21 protein-coding genes are annotated in these 17,703 nt (G+C 34.6%); 20 read left to right on the top strand and 1 reads right to left on the bottom strand.

Annotated elements, in window-relative coordinates:
• Nucleotides 1–18 precede the first annotated feature (18 nt).
• The 6 genes from NBE98_RS15435 (at nt 19) to rho (ending at nt 5,795) form a co-directional block, all read left to right on the top strand.
• Nucleotides 19–432, top strand: coding sequence for a YwiB family protein (locus NBE98_RS15435; RefSeq protein WP_250815908.1), 414 nt, complete (start codon nt 19–21; stop codon nt 430–432).
• Between the two features lie 34 nt (nt 433–466).
• Complete coding sequence (locus NBE98_RS15440; RefSeq protein ID WP_250815909.1) at nt 467–1,414, top strand: sigma-54 interaction domain-containing protein; 948 nt, start codon at nt 467–469, stop codon at nt 1,412–1,414.
• A 92-nt stretch (nt 1,415–1,506) separates the two neighbouring features.
• Nucleotides 1,507–1,815: a ribose-5-phosphate isomerase gene (locus NBE98_RS15445; RefSeq protein WP_250815910.1), complete on the top strand. Its 309-nt coding sequence runs from the start codon at nt 1,507–1,509 to the stop codon at nt 1,813–1,815.
• Between the two features lie 161 nt (nt 1,816–1,976).
• Nucleotides 1,977–3,587 (top strand): CTP synthase, encoded by a 1,611-nt coding sequence (gene pyrG, locus NBE98_RS15450; protein WP_250815911.1) that lies wholly within the window; start codon nt 1,977–1,979, stop codon nt 3,585–3,587.
• Between the two features lie 222 nt (nt 3,588–3,809).
• Nucleotides 3,810–4,154: a hypothetical protein gene (locus tag NBE98_RS15455; RefSeq protein ID WP_250815912.1), complete on the top strand. Its 345-nt coding sequence runs from the start codon at nt 3,810–3,812 to the stop codon at nt 4,152–4,154.
• 186 nt (nt 4,155–4,340) lie between these two features.
• Nucleotides 4,341–5,795 carry a transcription termination factor Rho gene (gene rho / locus NBE98_RS15460; RefSeq protein WP_250815913.1) on the top strand — a complete coding sequence of 485 codons (1,455 nt, stop codon included), beginning with the start codon at nt 4,341–4,343 and terminating at the stop codon, nt 5,793–5,795.
• A 20-nt stretch (nt 5,796–5,815) separates the two neighbouring features.
• On the opposite strand, the gene rpmE is transcribed toward rho, so the two are convergent.
• Nucleotides 5,816–6,025 (bottom strand): 50S ribosomal protein L31, encoded by a 210-nt coding sequence (rpmE, locus tag NBE98_RS15465; protein ID WP_250815914.1) that lies wholly within the window; start codon nt 6,023–6,025, stop codon nt 5,816–5,818.
• Between the two features lie 253 nt (nt 6,026–6,278).
• Here rpmE and NBE98_RS15470 point away from each other — a divergent pair, with 253 nt between their 5' ends.
• From NBE98_RS15470 to NBE98_RS15535, 14 genes are all read left to right on the top strand, one after another.
• Nucleotides 6,279–6,887 (top strand): thymidine kinase, encoded by a 609-nt coding sequence (locus tag NBE98_RS15470; RefSeq protein ID WP_250815915.1) that lies wholly within the window; start codon nt 6,279–6,281, stop codon nt 6,885–6,887.
• A 96-nt stretch (nt 6,888–6,983) separates the two neighbouring features.
• Complete coding sequence (locus tag NBE98_RS15475; RefSeq protein WP_250815916.1) at nt 6,984–7,949, top strand: DUF1385 domain-containing protein; 966 nt, start codon at nt 6,984–6,986, stop codon at nt 7,947–7,949.
• Entirely contained in the window at nt 7,924–8,790 is an 867-nt protein-coding gene (gene prmC, locus NBE98_RS15480; protein WP_250815917.1) for a peptide chain release factor N(5)-glutamine methyltransferase, read from the top strand. Before NBE98_RS15475 ends, prmC begins: the two co-directional genes overlap by 26 nt.
• Nucleotides 8,791–8,862: 72 nt before the next feature.
• Nucleotides 8,863–9,945, top strand: coding sequence for a peptide chain release factor 1 (prfA, locus tag NBE98_RS15485; protein ID WP_250817597.1), 1,083 nt, complete (start codon nt 8,863–8,865; stop codon nt 9,943–9,945).
• A 24-nt stretch (nt 9,946–9,969) separates the two neighbouring features.
• Nucleotides 9,970–10,548 carry a hypothetical protein gene (locus NBE98_RS15490; RefSeq protein WP_250815918.1) on the top strand — a complete coding sequence of 193 codons (579 nt, stop codon included), beginning with the start codon at nt 9,970–9,972 and terminating at the stop codon, nt 10,546–10,548.
• 85 nt (nt 10,549–10,633) lie between these two features.
• Nucleotides 10,634–11,350: a ZIP family metal transporter gene (locus NBE98_RS15495; RefSeq protein ID WP_250817599.1), complete on the top strand. Its 717-nt coding sequence runs from the start codon at nt 10,634–10,636 to the stop codon at nt 11,348–11,350.
• A 72-nt stretch (nt 11,351–11,422) separates the two neighbouring features.
• A complete protein-coding gene (locus NBE98_RS15500; RefSeq protein WP_250815919.1) occupies nt 11,423–12,472 on the top strand; it encodes an L-threonylcarbamoyladenylate synthase in 1,050 nt (349 codons plus the stop codon).
• 19 nt (nt 12,473–12,491) lie between these two features.
• Nucleotides 12,492–12,947 carry a low molecular weight protein arginine phosphatase gene (locus NBE98_RS15505; RefSeq protein ID WP_250815920.1) on the top strand — a complete coding sequence of 152 codons (456 nt, stop codon included), beginning with the start codon at nt 12,492–12,494 and terminating at the stop codon, nt 12,945–12,947.
• A 119-nt stretch (nt 12,948–13,066) separates the two neighbouring features.
• Nucleotides 13,067–13,516, top strand: a complete 450-nt coding sequence (gene rpiB / locus NBE98_RS15510) for a ribose 5-phosphate isomerase B (protein WP_250815921.1) — start codon at nt 13,067–13,069, stop codon at nt 13,514–13,516.
• Between the two features lie 12 nt (nt 13,517–13,528).
• The gene (gene upp / locus NBE98_RS15515; protein ID WP_250815922.1) at nt 13,529–14,158 is read left to right on the top strand and encodes a uracil phosphoribosyltransferase; all 630 of its coding nucleotides are present in this window, start codon (nt 13,529–13,531) and stop codon (nt 14,156–14,158) included.
• Nucleotides 14,159–14,393: 235 nt separating this feature from the next.
• A complete protein-coding gene (fni, locus tag NBE98_RS15520) occupies nt 14,394–15,434 on the top strand; it encodes a type 2 isopentenyl-diphosphate Delta-isomerase (RefSeq protein ID WP_250815923.1) in 1,041 nt (346 codons plus the stop codon).
• A gap of 21 nt (nt 15,435–15,455) precedes the next feature.
• Complete coding sequence (mvk, locus tag NBE98_RS15525; protein WP_250815924.1) at nt 15,456–16,427, top strand: mevalonate kinase; 972 nt, start codon at nt 15,456–15,458, stop codon at nt 16,425–16,427.
• Nucleotides 16,424–17,401 (top strand): diphosphomevalonate decarboxylase, encoded by a 978-nt coding sequence (gene mvaD, locus NBE98_RS15530; RefSeq protein WP_250815925.1) that lies wholly within the window; start codon nt 16,424–16,426, stop codon nt 17,399–17,401. The genes mvk and mvaD overlap by 4 nt, the downstream gene beginning before the upstream one ends.
• A gap of 28 nt (nt 17,402–17,429) precedes the next feature.
• Complete coding sequence (locus NBE98_RS15535) at nt 17,430–17,702, top strand: hypothetical protein (protein ID WP_250815926.1); 273 nt, start codon at nt 17,430–17,432, stop codon at nt 17,700–17,702.
• Nucleotide 17,703 lies beyond the last annotated feature (1 nt).

Below are 17,703 nucleotides of genomic sequence, written 5' to 3' on the forward strand. Positions count from 1 at the left end.
AAGTTTGGAGTGAGGATTATGAAGAAAAAGGCAATTATCACTGTAGTCAGCAAGCAAGCTGGCACCGATGACAGTGCTATTGAAGTTGTTACTCCGGGAGAATACTATAGAGAAGAAAATTGTTATTTTGCTGTATATGATGAAACAAAACTTTCTGGAATGGAAGGAACTAAGACTACGCTAAAAATATCTCCTAATGATTTCCTTCTAACAAGGGTGGGAACTACAAATGCTGAGATGAAATTTAGGAAAAACTCTAATGAAATCAGTATGTATGATACACCTTATGGGATGCTTGAGTTAAAGCTTGAAACTAAAGATTTGAAAGTCGATTTAGATGACGATGGTGGAGAAGTAGAGATAAAGTATAACTTGGCGATATCAGGACAAGAACCTCAAAATACTGTACTTAAGGTAAATATTAAAGCATAAATTAGTAATATAATTAATTTACTAGGATAGTGGTATGAGAATTTGTGGAACTGCGAAATATACCTTTGAAGATATAATTGGAAATAGCAAAAAGATAGAAAGCTGTAAGGAGAAGGCGGTTAAGGCATCTAAAACCTCTTCTCCTATTCTTATATATGGAGAAACAGGAACGGGCAAAGAATTATTTGTACAAGCAATACATAATAATTCTAATAGAAACAAGCAGCCTTTTATTGCTCAAAATTGTGCTGCGATCCCAAGTAGCCTTTTAGAGGCTATACTTTTTGGAACAACAAAAGGAAGTTTCACAGGTGCAGATGATAGAAAAGGCCTATTTGAGCTTGCAGACCTGGGAACACTCTATTTAGATGAGTTGAATTCAATGCCCCTTGAGCTTCAAGGTAAAATACTTAGAACCCTACAGGAAAAAATAATAAGAAGAGTTGGAAGCGTTGATTCGAGTCAGGTAAATACAAGAATTATAACTTCTTTCAATGAGAAGCCTGAAATAATTGTTAAGGAAGGAAAGATAAGAAACGATTTATACTATAGATTAAATGTAGTAAGAATAGACTTACCTCCTCTTAGAGAGCGAAAAGAAGACATCCCTGCTTTAGTAGAGTGTTTTATTGATAAATTTAATAAAAGCTTTGGAGTACAAATAAAAGGGATTGAAGATAAAGCCCTGGAAAAACTTATATTATATGATTGGGATGGAAATATAAGAGAGTTAGAACATGTAATAGAAGGAATTTTTAATTTAAAGCATGAAGGAGTTATAAAGCTAAAAGATTTATCTGAAGCAGGATTTAAGAAATCTATTAAGCAGAAATCTTTAAAAGACAAGCTTAAAGATGCAGAAAAGGAGTATATTTTAGAAGCATTATGTATAAGCGTAAATAACGTTACTAGGGCTGCAGAACTTCTTAAAATTCCAAGACAAACTTTGCAGAGCAAAATGAAGAGACTAAAAATAAAATGAGGATTAAAAACCCTCATTTTATTTTTTAAAACTGATTTAAGTTGTATGTAAGTGTCCATAATCATAATAAGTATAGTTATAAGAGGTGCATTATGGACAAGTTTTTTAAAAAAGAAGATAAATATGCAACAATATTAGATGTAATATGCAGTATAAAGGGAATAAGCCATGAGGAATTGTTTAAAATTTTAAAAGATAGAGAAAGTAAATATTTATTATTTTTGCTTTTAAAAAAATATAGATGTACAGATATGGATGTGCTTAACAGAGACTTTTCTATAGACAGTAAAAAATCTATTAGTTATAACATGAAGAAAGCTGAAGAAAAGTTTTTTATAAATAAGGAATTCAGGGACATGTATTTTGAGGCCGAAGGAATAATTGAAAAAGTAATAGAATGAAAAATAAGAAAATAACAAAAAATAATAAAGCTATAGCATAATTTTAAAACTTATGCTATTATATTTAAGTATTTTTACAAACAATAAGCCCATTTTATTTAGAGGGTAATTTCTATTTTAATAGGGTTTTTGTATTTTGTCAATACGTAAGGAGAAAAAATATGAGCAAGAATACTAAATACATATTTGTAACAGGCGGAGTTGTTTCTTCACTAGGAAAGGGCATTACAGCAGCATCATTAGGAAGACTACTAAAAAACAGAGGATTAAAAGTTTCTATTCAAAAGTTTGACCCATATTTGAACGTTGACCCAGGAACTATGAGTCCTTACCAGCATGGCGAGGTGTTCGTAACAGATGATGGTGCTGAAACGGACTTAGACTTAGGTCACTATGAAAGGTTTATCGATGAAAACTTGAGCAAAAACAGCAATGTAACTACTGGAAAGATTTATTGGTCTGTAATATCAAAGGAAAGAAAAGGGGAGTATCTTGGAGGAACCGTTCAAGTTATACCTCATATAACAAATGAAATAAAGACCAGAGTTTACAGAGTTTCTAAGGAAAGAGATGTTGATGTGGTTATTACTGAAATAGGTGGAACAGTTGGGGATATCGAATCACAGCCATTTTTAGAAGCTATTAGGCAAATAAAGTATGAAGTGGGAGAGGAAAACGTATGTTTTATACATGTGACTCTTGTACCATACTTAGGGAAGGCTGGGGAACTAAAAACTAAACCAACCCAGCACTCAGTTAAGGAGCTAAGGAGTATTGGCATTCAGCCTGACATTATAGTATGCCGTTCTGAAAAACCATTATCTGAGGATTTAAAAGGAAAAATAGGTTTGTTCTGCAACCTTGAAGGAAAATCAGTTATACAAAATCTTGATGCGGAGAATCTTTATGAAGTGCCACTTATGCTTCATGAGGAGGGTTTAGATGTTTTGGTTTGCAAAAAGCTTCACTTAAACTGCAGCTCTATTGATAATAGTGAGTGGACAGCTATGGTTAACAAATTGAAGAATTTATCTAGGACTGTGAATATTGCATTAGTCGGAAAATATGTAGAACTACATGATGCTTATATTTCTGTTGTAGAAGCACTAAATCACGGTGGGCTTCACAGTGATGCGTCGGTTAATATTAAATGGATTAACTCTGTGGAGATTAACGAAACCAATGTGGAAGCTTTTTTATCTAATGTAGATGGAATTTTGGTTCCTGGAGGTTTTGGAGATAGAGGAGTAGAGGGAAAGATTGAAGCTATAAGATATGCTCGTGAAAATAAGGTGCCTTTCCTTGGAATCTGTCTTGGAATGCAGTGCGCTGTTATTGAGTTTGCTAGAAATGTGGCAGGCTATAAGGATGCACATAGCTTTGAAATAGATCCAGAAACTAATTACCCAGTTATAGATCTTATGCCAGAACAGAAGGATATAGATGAAATGGGAGGAACTATGAGGCTTGGTTTATATCCTTGCAAGCTTTCAAAGGGTACTTTCTCGGCAGCAGCATATGGCGAAGAACTTATTTATGAAAGACACAGGCATAGATACGAATATAACAATGAATATCGAAGACAGCTAACGGAAGCTGGCTTTATAATTGCCGGAACAAGCCCGGATGGACGATTAGTTGAAATAGTTGAAGTTAAGGATCATCCGTGGTTTGTTGGAGTTCAATTTCATCCTGAATTGAAATCAAGACCAAACAGGCCGCATGCATTATTTAGAGAGTTTATAAAAGCAGCTATTAATAATAAAGAATAATAAAGAATAATAAAGAAGCGAGTTGTATTTATATTATGGATATGACTTGCTTCTTTATTTATTTTTACTTAATATGGATGTTGTGTCGAATTAAATTATTGTTATCGGACAAAAAATGTCATAGTTTTTGCAGGATTTTATTAAAACTCATAGAATTACTAAGTATAGAAAAATAATTATGTATGTAATATCTGGTTTGGTAATTCCGAAGGGGGGAGAGAAATGCTGCTTAATACAGAAGTTAGTTTTGCATTAAAGAATACATTTGGTCAATATGAAATAAAAGATTTATCGTTATTTGAGATGGATAAAGTTACAAAGGATTTTCCCAGCATAGAGATGTATTCTAATAGAAATAAAGAACTTAGCTTTAAATTAAGGTGTCCCCTATGCGGTGAAAACCATAGCTACAGTTACAATGTAAATGATTTGCTTAAAAGAGACATGGTTATAGGAGGTTGTGAGAATCTCGGCATGCCGCTGTTTTTTATGGGTAATCAAGTAAAGGTTCATCAAAGAATAAAAAGTTTTAGGGACGTTAATAAGAATCTAGCAGCGATGATATGAGTGAATTCTATTCACTCTTTTTGTTCGTTTTGAAACATGCATTTTTAATTTATGAAATATATGGATTAAAAAAATAAAATGGTATATAATTAATAAAGTATCACTCTTCAATTAAATTCTTTATTTATTCTAAATTGAATTCCCAAAGTTTGATATATATAGCTTAATATTATGGAGGTGCGTTGTTTGCTTAACAATGACTATGAAAGTATGACCCTGACTGAACTTAGAGAAATGGCTAAGGAGTTGGGTGTTAAAAACATATCTAAATTTAAAAAAGCAGAGCTTATTGATGAAATAAAAAAGCTTTCGCCAGTGTCTATTGAAAAAGATGGTGTGATTTTAAGAGAAAAGATAACACCCAAAAAGGTAGAAGAACCAGTTATTGAAACTAAACCGATTGCTGAAGCTGTTGAGGTTAAAGCTGAGCCTGAAGCAGAAACAATAACTTATGAACAAAAGAGAGAAAGGCTTAGAGAGCTAATTGACGAATCGGATACTGCAAGAGGTGTCCTAGAAGTTATAGAAAATAACTTCGGATTTTTAAGAGGGGACAATTATCTTTCAGGACCAAATGATATTTATATATCTCCATCCCAAATAAGAAGATTCAATTTAAGAACTGGGGATATGGTTGAAGGAAAGGTTAGAACTCCAAAGGAAGGCGAAAAGTTTAAGGCGCTCTTGTACGTTCAGAGCGTGAATGGAGAAAACCCAGAAAGAGCAGTTGGAAGAAAGCGTTTCGAAACTCTAACTCCAATATATCCAGAAGAAAGACTTAAGCTTGAAACTACTTCCCTAGATCTATCCTCAAGACTTATGGATATAATCTCACCTATAGGAAAAGGACAAAGAGGAATCATTGTGGCACCTCCAAAAGCAGGTAAAACAACACTTCTTAAAAAAGTTGCCAACAGTATAGCAAGAAATCATCCAGAAGTTAAATTAATAGTTTTATTAATAGATGAAAGACCAGAAGAAGTTACAGATATGCAGCGTTCAATAAAAGGAGAGGTTATTTACTCAACTTTTGACGAGGAGCCAGATCATCACGCAAAGGTAGCCGAAATGGTACTTGAAAGAGCCAAGAGAATGGTGGAGCAGGGGCAGGACGTTGTTATACTTCTAGACAGCTTGACAAGGCTTTCAAGAGCTTATAACCTTACAATAACACCAACAGGTAGAACTCTTTCAGGAGGACTTGATCCGGGTGCTTTAATAAATCCTAAAAAGTTTTTTGGTGCAGCTAGAAATATTGAAGAGGGTGGAAGTTTAACTATTCTTGCTACAGCGCTTGTAGACACAGGCAGTAGAATGGATGACATGGTATTTGAGGAGTTTAAGGGAACAGGAAACATGGAAGTTCATCTAGATAGAAAGCTTCAGGAAAGAAGAATATTCCCAGCTATCGATATCTACAAATCCGGAACAAGAAGAGAAGATTTGCTGCTTACTCAAAAAGAGCAGGAGGTTGCTTTCAATATAAGAAAGGTTATGTACAGCGGCAACGCTACTGAGACTGTAACTGAAAAGCTTATAGCTCTAATGTCTAAAACTAAGAGCAATGATGAATTCATGGAAATGTTTATAAAGCTTGATATTTTAAGTAAAGACAATGGAAAAGAAAAATGGGAAAGATAATATCTTTCCCATTAATTTTTTTATTCTTCTGTAAGGTTGAATTTCTTTCTGAACTTTTCAACTCTTCCGCCAACATCCATGATTTTTTGTTTTCCAGTATAGAATGGGTGGCACTTTGAGCATATTTCAACTTTAAGTTCCTGTTTAACTGAACCAGTTGTAAAAGTATTTCCACATGCACACTTAACAACAGCATCATGGTTGTAATTTGGATGTATGCCTTCTCTCATTTTTTTCACCTCTTTAGCTTATTGAATATTTCCATATTCTTAACCAGTAGATTATAACATAAATAATAGGTATCGTCAATAAAAGACGAGTGATTTTACTCGGAAACGCAGCAATTTAACTTGTTATATTTTTATATGTTTGTAATTTCAGTAGAATGCATTTAGGAGTGATAAGATTAAATTATTATCTTTAATAAACACTCAAGGTCTGTTAAAATAGACTCATGTATTTCATTTGCAAAGGAGAAGGGACATGAGCAAGCTATATTTCAGATATGGTGCGATGAACTGTGGAAAATCAACAAACCTACTGCAGGTTGCACATAACTATGAAGAAAGAGGAATGAAAGTTATTATTATAAAACCTAAGACAGATACAAAGGGTGGAAATAAAGTTGTTTCAAGACTTGGGGTCACTAAAGAAGTGGACTTGCTGATAGCTGAGGAACAAAATGTATATGATGAAGTTGAGAACTGGATAGAGCGTAATGGAAAAGTGGATTGTATTTTGGTTGATGAGGTGCAATTCTTTAAGAAAAAACATATAGACCAGTTTTTTGAAATTGCTGTTTTAATGGATATACCTGCTATATGCTATGGTCTTAGGACAGATTTTCAGGGAAATGGTTTTGAAGGAAGTTCAAGACTTCTTCTTTTAGCTCACAGCATAGAGGAACTTAAGAACATTTGTGAGTGTGGCAACAAGGCTATGATGAATGGAAGAATGGTTAACGGCAAATTTGTCTTTGAGGGTAAGCAGGTTGCAATAGATAAGGAAGATAATATAGAATATCATGCCCTATGTCCAAAATGTTTTTTAAAATATAAAAAGGAATATGAAAGAGATCGCAATTATAATTAGATAGTATAGAAGTTGGCGATTTTATATACTATTAAGAAATACAAGATAAATGAAGATTATTAGTCTTCATGCGTTAATAAGGCAAGGGGGGCAAATATGAGTAAAAAGACTAGTGTTGGCGGGCAGGCTGTTATTGAAGGTGTAATGATGAGGGGAAGCAGTGGAGTTGCTACTGCTGTCAGGAAATCCGATGGTGAAATAGTTATAGATAAATCCAATGTAATTCCTATTACAAAGAAGTACAAGGCTTTGGGGTTACCTGTTATAAGAGGGTTTGTGTCTCTTATAGATTCCCTCATAGTTGGTATTAAGACTTTAAATTATTCAGCCTCCTTCTTTGAAGAGGAAGGAGAGGCATCCAAGTTTGACAAATGGTTTGAAAACAAGTTTAAAGAAAAGAGCAATGATATATTAGCAGGAATTTCGTTAGTTTTATCTTTAGGATTTTCTGTTTTATTGTTCTTTTTGCTTCCAACTTTTGCTGCCAACTTTTTTAAGAAAGCTTTTGAGATGAATGCTGTATTGCTTAATATAATTGAGGGTATAATTAGAGTTAGTTTATTTCTTTTATACATTTACCTAATAGGTAAGCTTGAAGATATTAAGAGAGTTTATGAATATCACGGAGCAGAACATAAAACTATATTTTGCTACGAGAATAATGTAGAGCTTACTCCAGAAAATGCTAAAAGGTTTGGAAGACTTCATCCAAGATGCGGAACTAACTTCTTGTTTTTAGTTATGATAGTGAGTATAATTTTATTTTCTTTAACAGGTTGGAACTCCTTATGGGAGAGAATAATGTATAGAATTATTTTACTTCCTGTGGTTTCTGGAGTGACTTATGAAATAATACGCTGGATGGGCAAGGGAAAGAGCAAACTTGCGGCTGTATTAGCTTATCCTGGGCTTATGCTTCAAAAACTCACAACAAAAGAACCGGATTTAAGCCAATTAGAGGTTGCCATTGCAGCGCTAAAGGCAGCGGAAGGCATAGAAGAGACAAAAGTGGAAGGGAAAATTGAGGTTGATAATATTGAAGGTACAACAACTGCTAGCTAAAGGTTACGAAAGCTTAAAAGAGCAAAATATTGAAAGTTATATGCTAGACTGTCAGATTATCTTAGGCAAGGTTTTGAATTTAGATAGAATGTCAATAATTATGAATAGGGAGCTTGAAGTTGATGAGGAAAAGGCAGAAAAATACTTTGAACTTGTAAAGAGAAGAAAGGCTAAAATGCCTATAAAGTATATAATAGAAAAAGCAGAATTTATGGGCTTGGATTTTTATGTTACGGAAGGGGTACTGATTCCACGACCTGACACTGAAATTTTGGTGGAAGAAGTTATTAATGAAATTAAGGTGAATAATTTTACTGATATATGCGATGTTTGCTGCGGAAGTGGGGCCATTGGTTTATCTATTGCTAAGGTTATGGATTTTGCAAAGATTTATTGCTGTGATATTTCTGAGATAGCTGAAAAGGTGACTTTGAAAAATATTGAAAGATTAGACCTTAAGAGTAACGTGAAATTTATCCATAGTGATCTTTTAACCTTTGCCTTAGAAGAAAAACTTCAGTTTGATATGATAGTTTCAAATCCGCCTTATATAAGAACTGATGTAATTCCAACGCTTATGGATGATGTTAAAGACTACGAACCATATATTGCTCTCTGGGGCGGTGAGGACGGACTTGATTTCTATAGAAAAATAACGGAACAGAGCTTGAAGGTTTTAAAATCTAGTGGAGTTTTAGCTTACGAGATAGGATACGACCAAGGTGAAGAGGTTAGTAAGATTCTTCTTGAGAGTGGATATACTAATGTAAGAGTGGTAAAAGATTTAGCAGGACACGACAGAGTTGTTATTGGAAGAGCGAACTATAACTCAATCTATTGAAAAAAATTCTTCGCAAATTATGTCGTATGTGTTATAATAGTAAATTGTGAAAATAGAATTTGGAGTGATTATATAATGTTAGATAGATTAAACTTCATTGAAAACAAATATGAGGAACTTTCAAGAAAAATAAGCGATCCTTCAGTAATGGCTGATCAAAAGGAATGGCAAAAGCTTTGCAAGGAACATGCAGATTTAGAAGTAATGGTTAATAAGTATAGAGAATATAAGAAGACTGTTGAAGATATTGAAGCTAACAAGGAAATGCTTAACGAAGAATTAGATTCAGAATTACGTGAAATGGTTCAAGATGAAATCAAGGAATTAACTCAGAAGGAAGAAGATTATAGACAAGAGTTAAGAATACTTCTTCTGCCAAAGGATCCTAATGACGATAAAAACGTATTTATTGAAATAAGAGGTGGAGCAGGTGGAGATGAAGCAGCTTTATTTGCATCAAACCTGTTTAGAATGTACACAAGATATGCAGAGAGACACAGATGGAAAGTTGAGCTTATGAGTTTAAACGAAACTGACATTGGTGGGGTCAAGGAAGTTGTATTTATGGTTCGTGGACAGTCTGCTTACAGCAAGCTTAAGTATGAAAGTGGAGTTCACAGAGTGCAAAGAGTTCCAGACACCGAGGCTAGCGGAAGAATTCATACATCAACTGCTACTGTTGCAGTACTTCCAGAAGTTGATGAGGTTGAAGTTAACATAAATCCAAATGATTTAAGAATAGATGTTTTCCGTTCTTCAGGACACGGTGGACAGTCAGTTAATACAACAGACTCTGCTGTAAGAATTACACATATGCCATCAGGCATAGTTGTTTCCTGTCAGGATGAAAAGTCACAGCTTAAAAACAAGGAAAAAGCAATGAAAGTTCTTGCTTCAAGACTTTATGAAATAGCTCAGGCTGAAAGAAGTGCAGGAATAGCTGAAGATAGAAAGAGTCAGGTTGGAACTGGAGACAGAAGTGAAAGAATCAGAACCTATAATTATCCTCAAGGTAGAGTAACTGACCATAGAATAGGTCTTACACTTTATAAGTTAGACTCCTTCTTAGATGGAGATATTGAGGAAATGCTTGATGCTCTTATAACAGAAGATCAAGCTAAAAAGATGGAAGCTATGGGCAATAATAACGACTAATTTATAGTTTTATAGAGGTGAACTATGGATATAAATAAAGCCATAAGAAAGCAAGAAAAATCTCATAAAAGGTTTTTGTTCTTTCTTGGCTTTATTTTTTTTACTATGCCTTTAGTTGTGTTTCTCACTAGAAGGTATAATTTATTTTTTATGATATATTTAGGAATAATAGAGCTTCTAATTTTAACAGCGATTTTAGCTACTATAAGCAGCAATTATATAAGCTACAGTTCTGATGACTATAAGATAAAGCTTAAATTAAAAAGATTTGGAGAAGGGTTTAATATAATTTGCGATAAAGTAGCTCTAGTGCATGCCGAAGGATATGGACCAGATATGAGTATAATAATACTTATGACTTCAAGGTTTAGAAATAAGAAAATTGATGAAGTTAATGAGGAATTTTTAAAAAAATATCAATACGTTTCGCATCACTATTATAAAATTAAAAAACTCAATCCAGAAAGTAATTATTTTTACCTAGTTGTTAAAAAAGGATATTATCACAAGTACAGACTGCTTGATATGATCTATAGAAATTGTGTAAAAGCTTATTATACTGAGGAAACTGTGGAAAAAATAAAAGAGTATAGGAGATTTTAAGTTCTTCACACCTATTTCCATAAATACAATATATAGAGTTAATTTATGAAAATGGGGTGATAGCGTGGATAAATCTAACATACTAATGATTGTGCTGCTGGGAAGTACTGTATCCCTAATTGGAACTATGATAGGAGCTTCCATGGGCGTTACTATTAAAAAACCTTCGAACAGGCTGCTTGGTACTACTATAGGTTTTGCAGGTGGACTCATGCTTTCTATAGTAGTTTTTGATTTAATTCCGGAGGCTATGGAGAGCTGGAGTTTTATTGGGACATTGATATGCTGCTTACTTGGCATTATAACAATCGTTTTAATTGATGCTAAGCTTAATCTAAGCAACAGTAATTTTGGAAAGAATAAGCATTTAAAGGTGGCTTTCATGGCAGCTTTAGGGCTAATGCTTCATAACCTTCCTGAAGGTATAATAATGGGGGCAGGTTTTGTAGCAGGTCAAAGCCTTGGACTTAAAATGAGCCTTATAATAGCAATTCATGACATACCAGAGGGGATTGCAGTTTCTGCTCCGCTTATGGCATCGAATGTTAAGGTTTCAAAAATACTTTTATATGCTTTCTTAACAGCTTTTCCAACTGCCATTGGCTCTTGGATAGGAGCATTTATAGGAAGCGTATCACATAATATTCTTGGGGCTTGCCTTGCATTTGCTTCAGGCATAATGATGTATGTTGTTTGCGGTGAGATGCTGCCTGAGTCCTCAAAGCTTTGGGACGGAGTAACTAGCAGCATAGGTGCAGTTGCAGGGATAATGGTTGGACTTGTAATGGTCAAATTGATATAAGTAGTACATATTAAAAATATATAACTGCAATAAAAGAATTATTGTTTATTTAATACAAGGGGAGAACTTAAGATGAATACAAAAGTAGTTATGGTTGAAGAAAACAACTTGGATAAAAATACAATTGAAGAAGCAGGAAAAGTTATAAGAGAAGGCGGCCTTGTGGCATTTCCAACAGAAACTGTATATGGTCTAGGAGCAAATGCATTAGATGAGGAAGCAGTAAAGAAGATATTTATTGCAAAGGGTAGACCACAGGATAATCCATTGATTGTTCATGTGGCAGATTTTAATATAGAGTTTTTAGTTAAAGAAATTCCTGAAATTGCACAAAAGCTAATGAAGAAATTCTGGCCTGGTCCACTTACGCTACTTATAGAAAAGTCCGGGGTAGTACCAGAAACAACAACAGCAGGGCTTTCAACTGTAGGTATAAGAATGCCTTCAAATGTCATTGCAAAAGAGCTAATTGCTTCAGCAGGTGTGCCTATTGCTGCACCTTCAGCAAATGTTTCAGGAAGACCAAGTCCAACTGAAGCTTCGAGATGTGTTGAGGATTTAAGTGGAAGAGTGGATTTTATACTAGGTGGAGGTGTCTGTGAGGTTGGTCTTGAATCAACAATTGTTGATTGCACTTCGACTCCTCCCTGTGTTTTAAGACCAGGAGGAATAACACTAGATATGCTTAGAGAAATCGACTCTTCAATATATATAGACCCTGCAGTTATGAAAAAAATTGAGGGGGATTTTAAACCTAAGGCACCAGGAATGAAGTACAGACACTATGCTCCAAAAGCCCCAATGAAAATAGTTCGAGGAGAATTGCAAAAAACTATTGAAAAAATTAGTGAAATAGTGCAAAATAGTATAGATGAAAAAAAGAAGGTAGGAATACTTGCTACCGAAGAAACAAAGAATAAGTATTTACATGGCATGATAATATCTATTGGAAGCAGAGCAGATATTAGTAGCGTAGGCAAAAATCTGTTTGAAGCATTAAGAAAATTTGATGATGCTGGAGTAGATTTAATACTTGCAGAAGCCTTTGAAGAATCAGGGCTTGGAACAGCTGTTATGAATAGATTGAAAAAGTCAGCTGGCTATGACATAATAGATATTTAGATTAGATGGAGGTTAAAACATGAAGGTATTGTTCGTTTGTACAGGTAACACTTGCAGAAGCTGTATGGCTGAAGCTATATTTAATAAGCTTTGTACTTTAGATAATATAACGTCCTCTTCAGCAGGGCTTGCTGCTGTAAAAGGAAGCAAAACCTCCAAACATTCAGCTATACTTGTTAAAGAAAATTATAATGTTGATATATCAACTAGAGAAGCAGTTCAGATTACTAAAGAGATGTTAGATAATTCAGATTTAATTTTGACCATGACTTCTTACATGAAGGATATATTGTTGTCTAGCTTTCCTAAAATTAATAATAAGATTTTTTCTCTTAACGAATATGTCGGCATTAAGGGCGATATTGCAGACCCTTTTGGCGGCGATAGTGCCGTTTATTATAAAACTTTTAATGAATTAAAAAACAGTATATTACTTTTAATTGCTAAATTGAAAGGGGATAAAGGTACCATATAGGTGCTTTTGTCTCCTTTTTTGTAATAAAAAATTTTAAATTATCACACAATATTTAAGTATATTAGGCGCATGAGCATTTATAACTTTTTGCGCTTAATAGGAATGGAGGGCATAAGTATATGAAAATTGCAGTAGGAAGCGACCATGCTGGTCTAAGTCTCAAAAAGGAAGTTTTAAAACATCTTCAAGCAAAAGGAATTGAATTTGAGGATTTTGGAACATATGCAGAGGCGTCCTGTGACTATCCAGACTTTGCTGAAAAGGTTGCAGAAGAAGTTGTGAGTAGAAGATTTGATTTTGGAATCTTAGTATGTGGTACTGGAATAGGTATTAGCATTGCAGCAAATAAGGTTCCAGGAGTCAGAGCAGCGCTTTGCAGCGATACTTTTAGTGCGCATGCTTGCAGAGAGCATAATGATGCTAATATATTGGCTTTAGGTGCTCGAATTGTAGGTGTAGGTATTGCATTAGACATAGTTGACAGCTTTTTAGGTGCCAAGTTTGAAGGTGATAGGCATCAAAAAAGAATAGATAAAATATCACAAATTGAAAAGAAATATAATAAGTAGGGGGAAACAAAAATGAGTAAAGTTACACAAATAGCACATCCATTAATACTGCATAAGTTAGCGTTTATAAGAGATAAAAACACTGGTTCAAAAGATTTTAGAGAGCTTGTTGAAGAAGTTGCAATGCTTATGGCTTATGAGGTTACTCGTGATCTTCAATTGGAGGAGGTAGAAATTCAAACTCCTATTTGTACTACAAAATGCAAGATGCTTGCTGGAAAGAAGATTGCAATAGTTCCAATACTTAGAGCAGGTCTTGGAATGGTTGATGGCATGTTAAGACTTATACCAGCTGCTAAAGTAGGACATATAGGCCTGTATAGAGATGAAGAAACACTTAAGCCAGTAGAATACTTCTGCAAGCTCCCACAAGATATAGGAGAGAGAGATGTTATAGTAACAGATCCAATGCTTGCAACTGGCGGTTCAGCTGTTGACGCAATCTCTGCTCTAAAGGAAAGAGGCGCAAAGCACATCAGACTTATGTGCCTTATATCAGCTCCAGAAGGAATTAAGACCGTTATGGATGCTCATCCAGACGTTGATATATATGTAGCAGCTATAGATGAAAAGTTAAACGAGAAGGGATATATTGTTCCAGGTCTTGGTGATGCAGGAGACAGACTGTTTGGAACTAAATAATAATAGCAAACAAGGGTGCCGATTATATTGGCACCCTTGTTTATTATGTGTATTTCCAAGCTTTAAAGGAGAGACCAGTTAATTACTGCAGCATAAATTGAATGGATTATATATTATTTAGTGATAACATTTATCATTTACAAATTTGTATCATTGTGATAGCATATTTGTATGTAAAATGGCACAAACTTCAAATAAGAAGAAATAATTTTAAATAATAGGAGTGGAAGCATAGTTGGAAGATAAGAAATCAAGAGGTCAAGAGAGAAGTCTAAGAAAAGAACAGCATGTTAAGCATTTTTTAGAAAGAGATTTTGAAGGTGACAATTTTTTTAAATACATATACTTAGAGCATAACTCTCTTCCAGAGATAGACTTTAATGAGATAAATACAAAATACAGATTTATAGGTAAAACTGTAGATTTTCCTATAATGATAAATGCAATGACAGGTGGATTCAAAGGCGCTATAGATATAAATAGCAGCCTTGCAACATTAGCAAAAGAGTTTAATATACCAATGGCTGTTGGATCTCAGGCAATTGCTGTGAATGACAAAGAGTATGAACCTTCCTTTAAAGTTGTAAGAGAAATATTAAAAGATGGGATTGTTATTTCAAATATAAATGCCTTCGCAGGAGTGGAAGATGTACGTAGAGCAATGGATATGATACAGGCGGATGCTGTTCAGATTCATTTAAATCCTGCTCAGGAAATAACTATGTCCGAAGGAGATAGGAATTTCAAAGGGATTTTAAACAATATTGAAAATATTGTAAAGAAGATAGATAAGCCTATCATAGTAAAGGAGATAGGTTTTGGTATTTCAAAGGATGTGACAAGAAGGTTATTGAATGCAGGAGTTAAGTATATTGACATAGGCGGAAGCGGAGGCACTAATTTTATAAAAATTGAGAGTGCAAGAAATGAGGAGTTTGAGTTCAGTGAATTATTCGAATGGGGAATACCAACTGCTCTTAGTCTACTGGAGTGTAAGTCTGTAAGCAATGATATAAATATTATATGCAGTGGAGGAATGAGACAGGCTGAAGAAATTGTAAAGGCTTTGTGCGTAGGAGCAGAAATTATAGGGATTAGCGGAGGGATTTTAAGAGAGCTTTTAGATGGCGGATATGATGGTGCTAAGAAATATCTTGAAAATATTATTTTCAAAGCAAAGGTTATAATGCTCCTTTTAGGTAAGAAAAACATTAATGAATTAAGAACTGTACCATACAGGATTAAAGGAGAACTTAAGGAACTTTTTAATTGTTGAACTTAGAAAGGATGAAGCTATATGAATACAGTCTCTACTAAAGCATCTGTTGGCTATGCACATAGCAAATTGATTCTATTTGGAGAGCATGCAGTTGTTTATGGAAAGCCAGCTATCGCTATTCCCTTTCCTTTAAAGGTAAGATCTATAGTTGAAGAATTTGAGGGGCCAATTATACTTGAATCTGAATTCTACACTGGCTCTATTGATAATATCCCAGAAAAAATGCAAGGAATTTCAGCTTGCATCAAAGCAACAATAGATTATCTAAAGATGCCTTTTTATGGACTTCGCATTAAAATTGATTCGTTAATACCTATTGGTCGAGGATTGGGGTCTAGCGCTGCAATAGCTATTGCTATCGTAAGAGGATTATTTTCTTTCTATGGTCAGGAACTTTCAAAAAAACAGTTATTTTCGCTTGTAAATATTGCTGAAAAGCATGCCCATGGAAATCCAAGTGGAATTGATATGGTAGCTGAATCCAGTGAATGCGCCATATGGTTTAAGAAAGGTAATAAAGCAGTTTCTATTATAGCAGGAGGGCCTTTATTTATTGTTGTGGCAGATACTGGACGGATAGGTAATACGCGTAAAGCTGTTGAAAATGTGAGAAAGAAGTATAATATAGAGCCGAAAAAAGTGTATAAGTCCTTAGATGAAATAGAGAAAATTTCTAATAAGGCTAGAGAGGCCCTTTCAAAAGGAGATATGTATTTACTTGGAGAGTTAATGGATCGTAATCAAAAAGAGCTGACATACATTGGTGTTAGTGATAAAGGGCTTGATAAATTGATAGAAAGCGCAAAAGATTCCTCTGCCTTAGGAGCTAAATTGACTGGGGGGGGCCTTGGAGGGTGTGTAATGGCACTTGCTGAGAATTTAGAACATGCTAAGGTAATCGCAAAGGACTTGAAAAGGGCGGGAGCAGTTAAGTGCTGGTATTTTTCTACGGAAGAGAAAATACTTTACACTATAGGAGGGGCTAGATGATGAAAGCCACAGCCAAGGCAAATACAAATATTGCGCTTATCAAGTATTGGGGGAAGCGTGATGAGAAATTATTTTTGCCAATGAACAGTAGTTTGTCAATTACACTTGATAAATTTTATACCATAACAACCGTAGAATTTCGAAAAGAGCTTGATAAGGATATTTTTTGGTTTAATAATAAACAAGCAAACAAATCTGATTCAAATAAGGTTTCAAGATTTCTTGATAATGTAAGAAATTTGGCTAGTGTAAACTTTCATGCTGTTGTTTCTTCCGAAAATGTAGTGCCTACCGCAGCTGGCTTTGCTTCTTCTGCTTCCGCCTTTGCTGCATTAGCAGCAGCTTCTACAAAGGCACTTGATTTGAAACTAAATGAAAAAGAATTATCAATACTGGCACGTCAAGGCTCTGGGTCAGCATGCCGATCTATTTATGGTGGTTATGTAGAGTGGAAGAAGGGTGAAAGAGAAGATGGTAAGGATTCAGTTGCATTTCAAATTTTACCTGAACATGATTGGAATTTAAGCATTTTATCGGTTATGGTAGCTTCTAGTCAAAAGGCAGTACCCAGCAGGGATGGTATGAAACGTACAGTTGAAACTTCCCCTTTTTATAACGGCTGGCTTCAAACTGTAGATAAAGACTTGGAAAAGGCAAAAGAGGCAATAAGAGTTAGAAATTTTGAGAGCCTAGGAAAAGTAGTAGAGGCAAATGCTCTTAAAATGCATGCAACTATGCTTGGAGCGGAACCTCCTATTTTGTATTGGCAAAGTGGTACATTTGAAGTATTCCAGGAGGTACAGGAGCTAAGGTCACAAGGTATTTCTGCATTTGTTACTATAGATGCAGGACCGAATGTGAAGGTGCTTTGCATGCCTCAGGATGAACTTAAAGTATATGAAACTATTATAACATTGCCTCATGTACAAAACATTACCATTTGCCATCCTGGTTCAGGGTTAACTTATATATAAGAACAAGTTGAGTAAAGGAGTCGAGTATATGAATAATTTGAATAAATCGATAGAAACTTTGCCCAAAGGCGAGGTTTTAAATAATAATATCGAAGTGTGGGAAGACCTTGTTAATATCAAGGATTTATTAATATCACTTATTGTGTGCAGTATAACGACTCTTGGAGGATATTTTGCTGCCCCGAATAAACCGCCTAAACCATTATTATTCGGGCTAACTGGTGCTATTGTTGGATTTGTGATTTGCAGCATTCTAGTAAAGCCGAAAAGGACATTTGTAGAAATTAATAAGGAGAATTAAT

Source organism: Clostridium swellfunianum (genome assembly GCF_023656515.1).
GTDB lineage: Bacteria > Bacillota > Clostridia > Clostridiales > Clostridiaceae > Clostridium_AT > Clostridium_AT swellfunianum.

What these genes read in the sequence shown, in the direction of transcription:
- upp (WP_250815922.1), top strand. Translation starts at nt 13,529, where the DNA reads ATGAGTAAAGTTACACAAATAGCACATCCATTAATACTGCATAAGTTA.
- rpiB (WP_250815921.1), top strand. Translation starts at nt 13,067, where the DNA reads ATGAAAATTGCAGTAGGAAGCGACCATGCTGGTCTAAGTCTCAAAAAG.
- rpmE (WP_250815914.1), bottom strand. Translation starts at nt 6,025, where the DNA reads ATGAGAGAAGGCATACATCCAAATTACAACCATGATGCTGTTGTTAAG.
- NBE98_RS15475 (WP_250815916.1), top strand. Translation starts at nt 6,984, where the DNA reads ATGAGTAAAAAGACTAGTGTTGGCGGGCAGGCTGTTATTGAAGGTGTA.
- NBE98_RS15440 (WP_250815909.1), top strand. Translation starts at nt 467, where the DNA reads ATGAGAATTTGTGGAACTGCGAAATATACCTTTGAAGATATAATTGGA.
- NBE98_RS15445 (WP_250815910.1), top strand. Translation starts at nt 1,507, where the DNA reads ATGGACAAGTTTTTTAAAAAAGAAGATAAATATGCAACAATATTAGAT.
- mvaD (WP_250815925.1), top strand. Translation starts at nt 16,424, where the DNA reads ATGATGAAAGCCACAGCCAAGGCAAATACAAATATTGCGCTTATCAAG.
- NBE98_RS15500 (WP_250815919.1), top strand. Translation starts at nt 11,423, where the DNA reads ATGAATACAAAAGTAGTTATGGTTGAAGAAAACAACTTGGATAAAAAT.
- NBE98_RS15455 (WP_250815912.1), top strand. Translation starts at nt 3,810, where the DNA reads ATGCTGCTTAATACAGAAGTTAGTTTTGCATTAAAGAATACATTTGGT.
- NBE98_RS15470 (WP_250815915.1), top strand. Translation starts at nt 6,279, where the DNA reads ATGAGCAAGCTATATTTCAGATATGGTGCGATGAACTGTGGAAAATCA.
- NBE98_RS15435 (WP_250815908.1), top strand. Translation starts at nt 19, where the DNA reads ATGAAGAAAAAGGCAATTATCACTGTAGTCAGCAAGCAAGCTGGCACC.
- mvk (WP_250815924.1), top strand. Translation starts at nt 15,456, where the DNA reads ATGAATACAGTCTCTACTAAAGCATCTGTTGGCTATGCACATAGCAAA.
- NBE98_RS15535 (WP_250815926.1), top strand. Translation starts at nt 17,430, where the DNA reads ATGAATAATTTGAATAAATCGATAGAAACTTTGCCCAAAGGCGAGGTT.
- NBE98_RS15490 (WP_250815918.1), top strand. Translation starts at nt 9,970, where the DNA reads ATGGATATAAATAAAGCCATAAGAAAGCAAGAAAAATCTCATAAAAGG.
- NBE98_RS15495 (WP_250817599.1), top strand. Translation starts at nt 10,634, where the DNA reads ATGATTGTGCTGCTGGGAAGTACTGTATCCCTAATTGGAACTATGATA.
- NBE98_RS15505 (WP_250815920.1), top strand. Translation starts at nt 12,492, where the DNA reads ATGAAGGTATTGTTCGTTTGTACAGGTAACACTTGCAGAAGCTGTATG.
- pyrG (WP_250815911.1), top strand. Translation starts at nt 1,977, where the DNA reads ATGAGCAAGAATACTAAATACATATTTGTAACAGGCGGAGTTGTTTCT.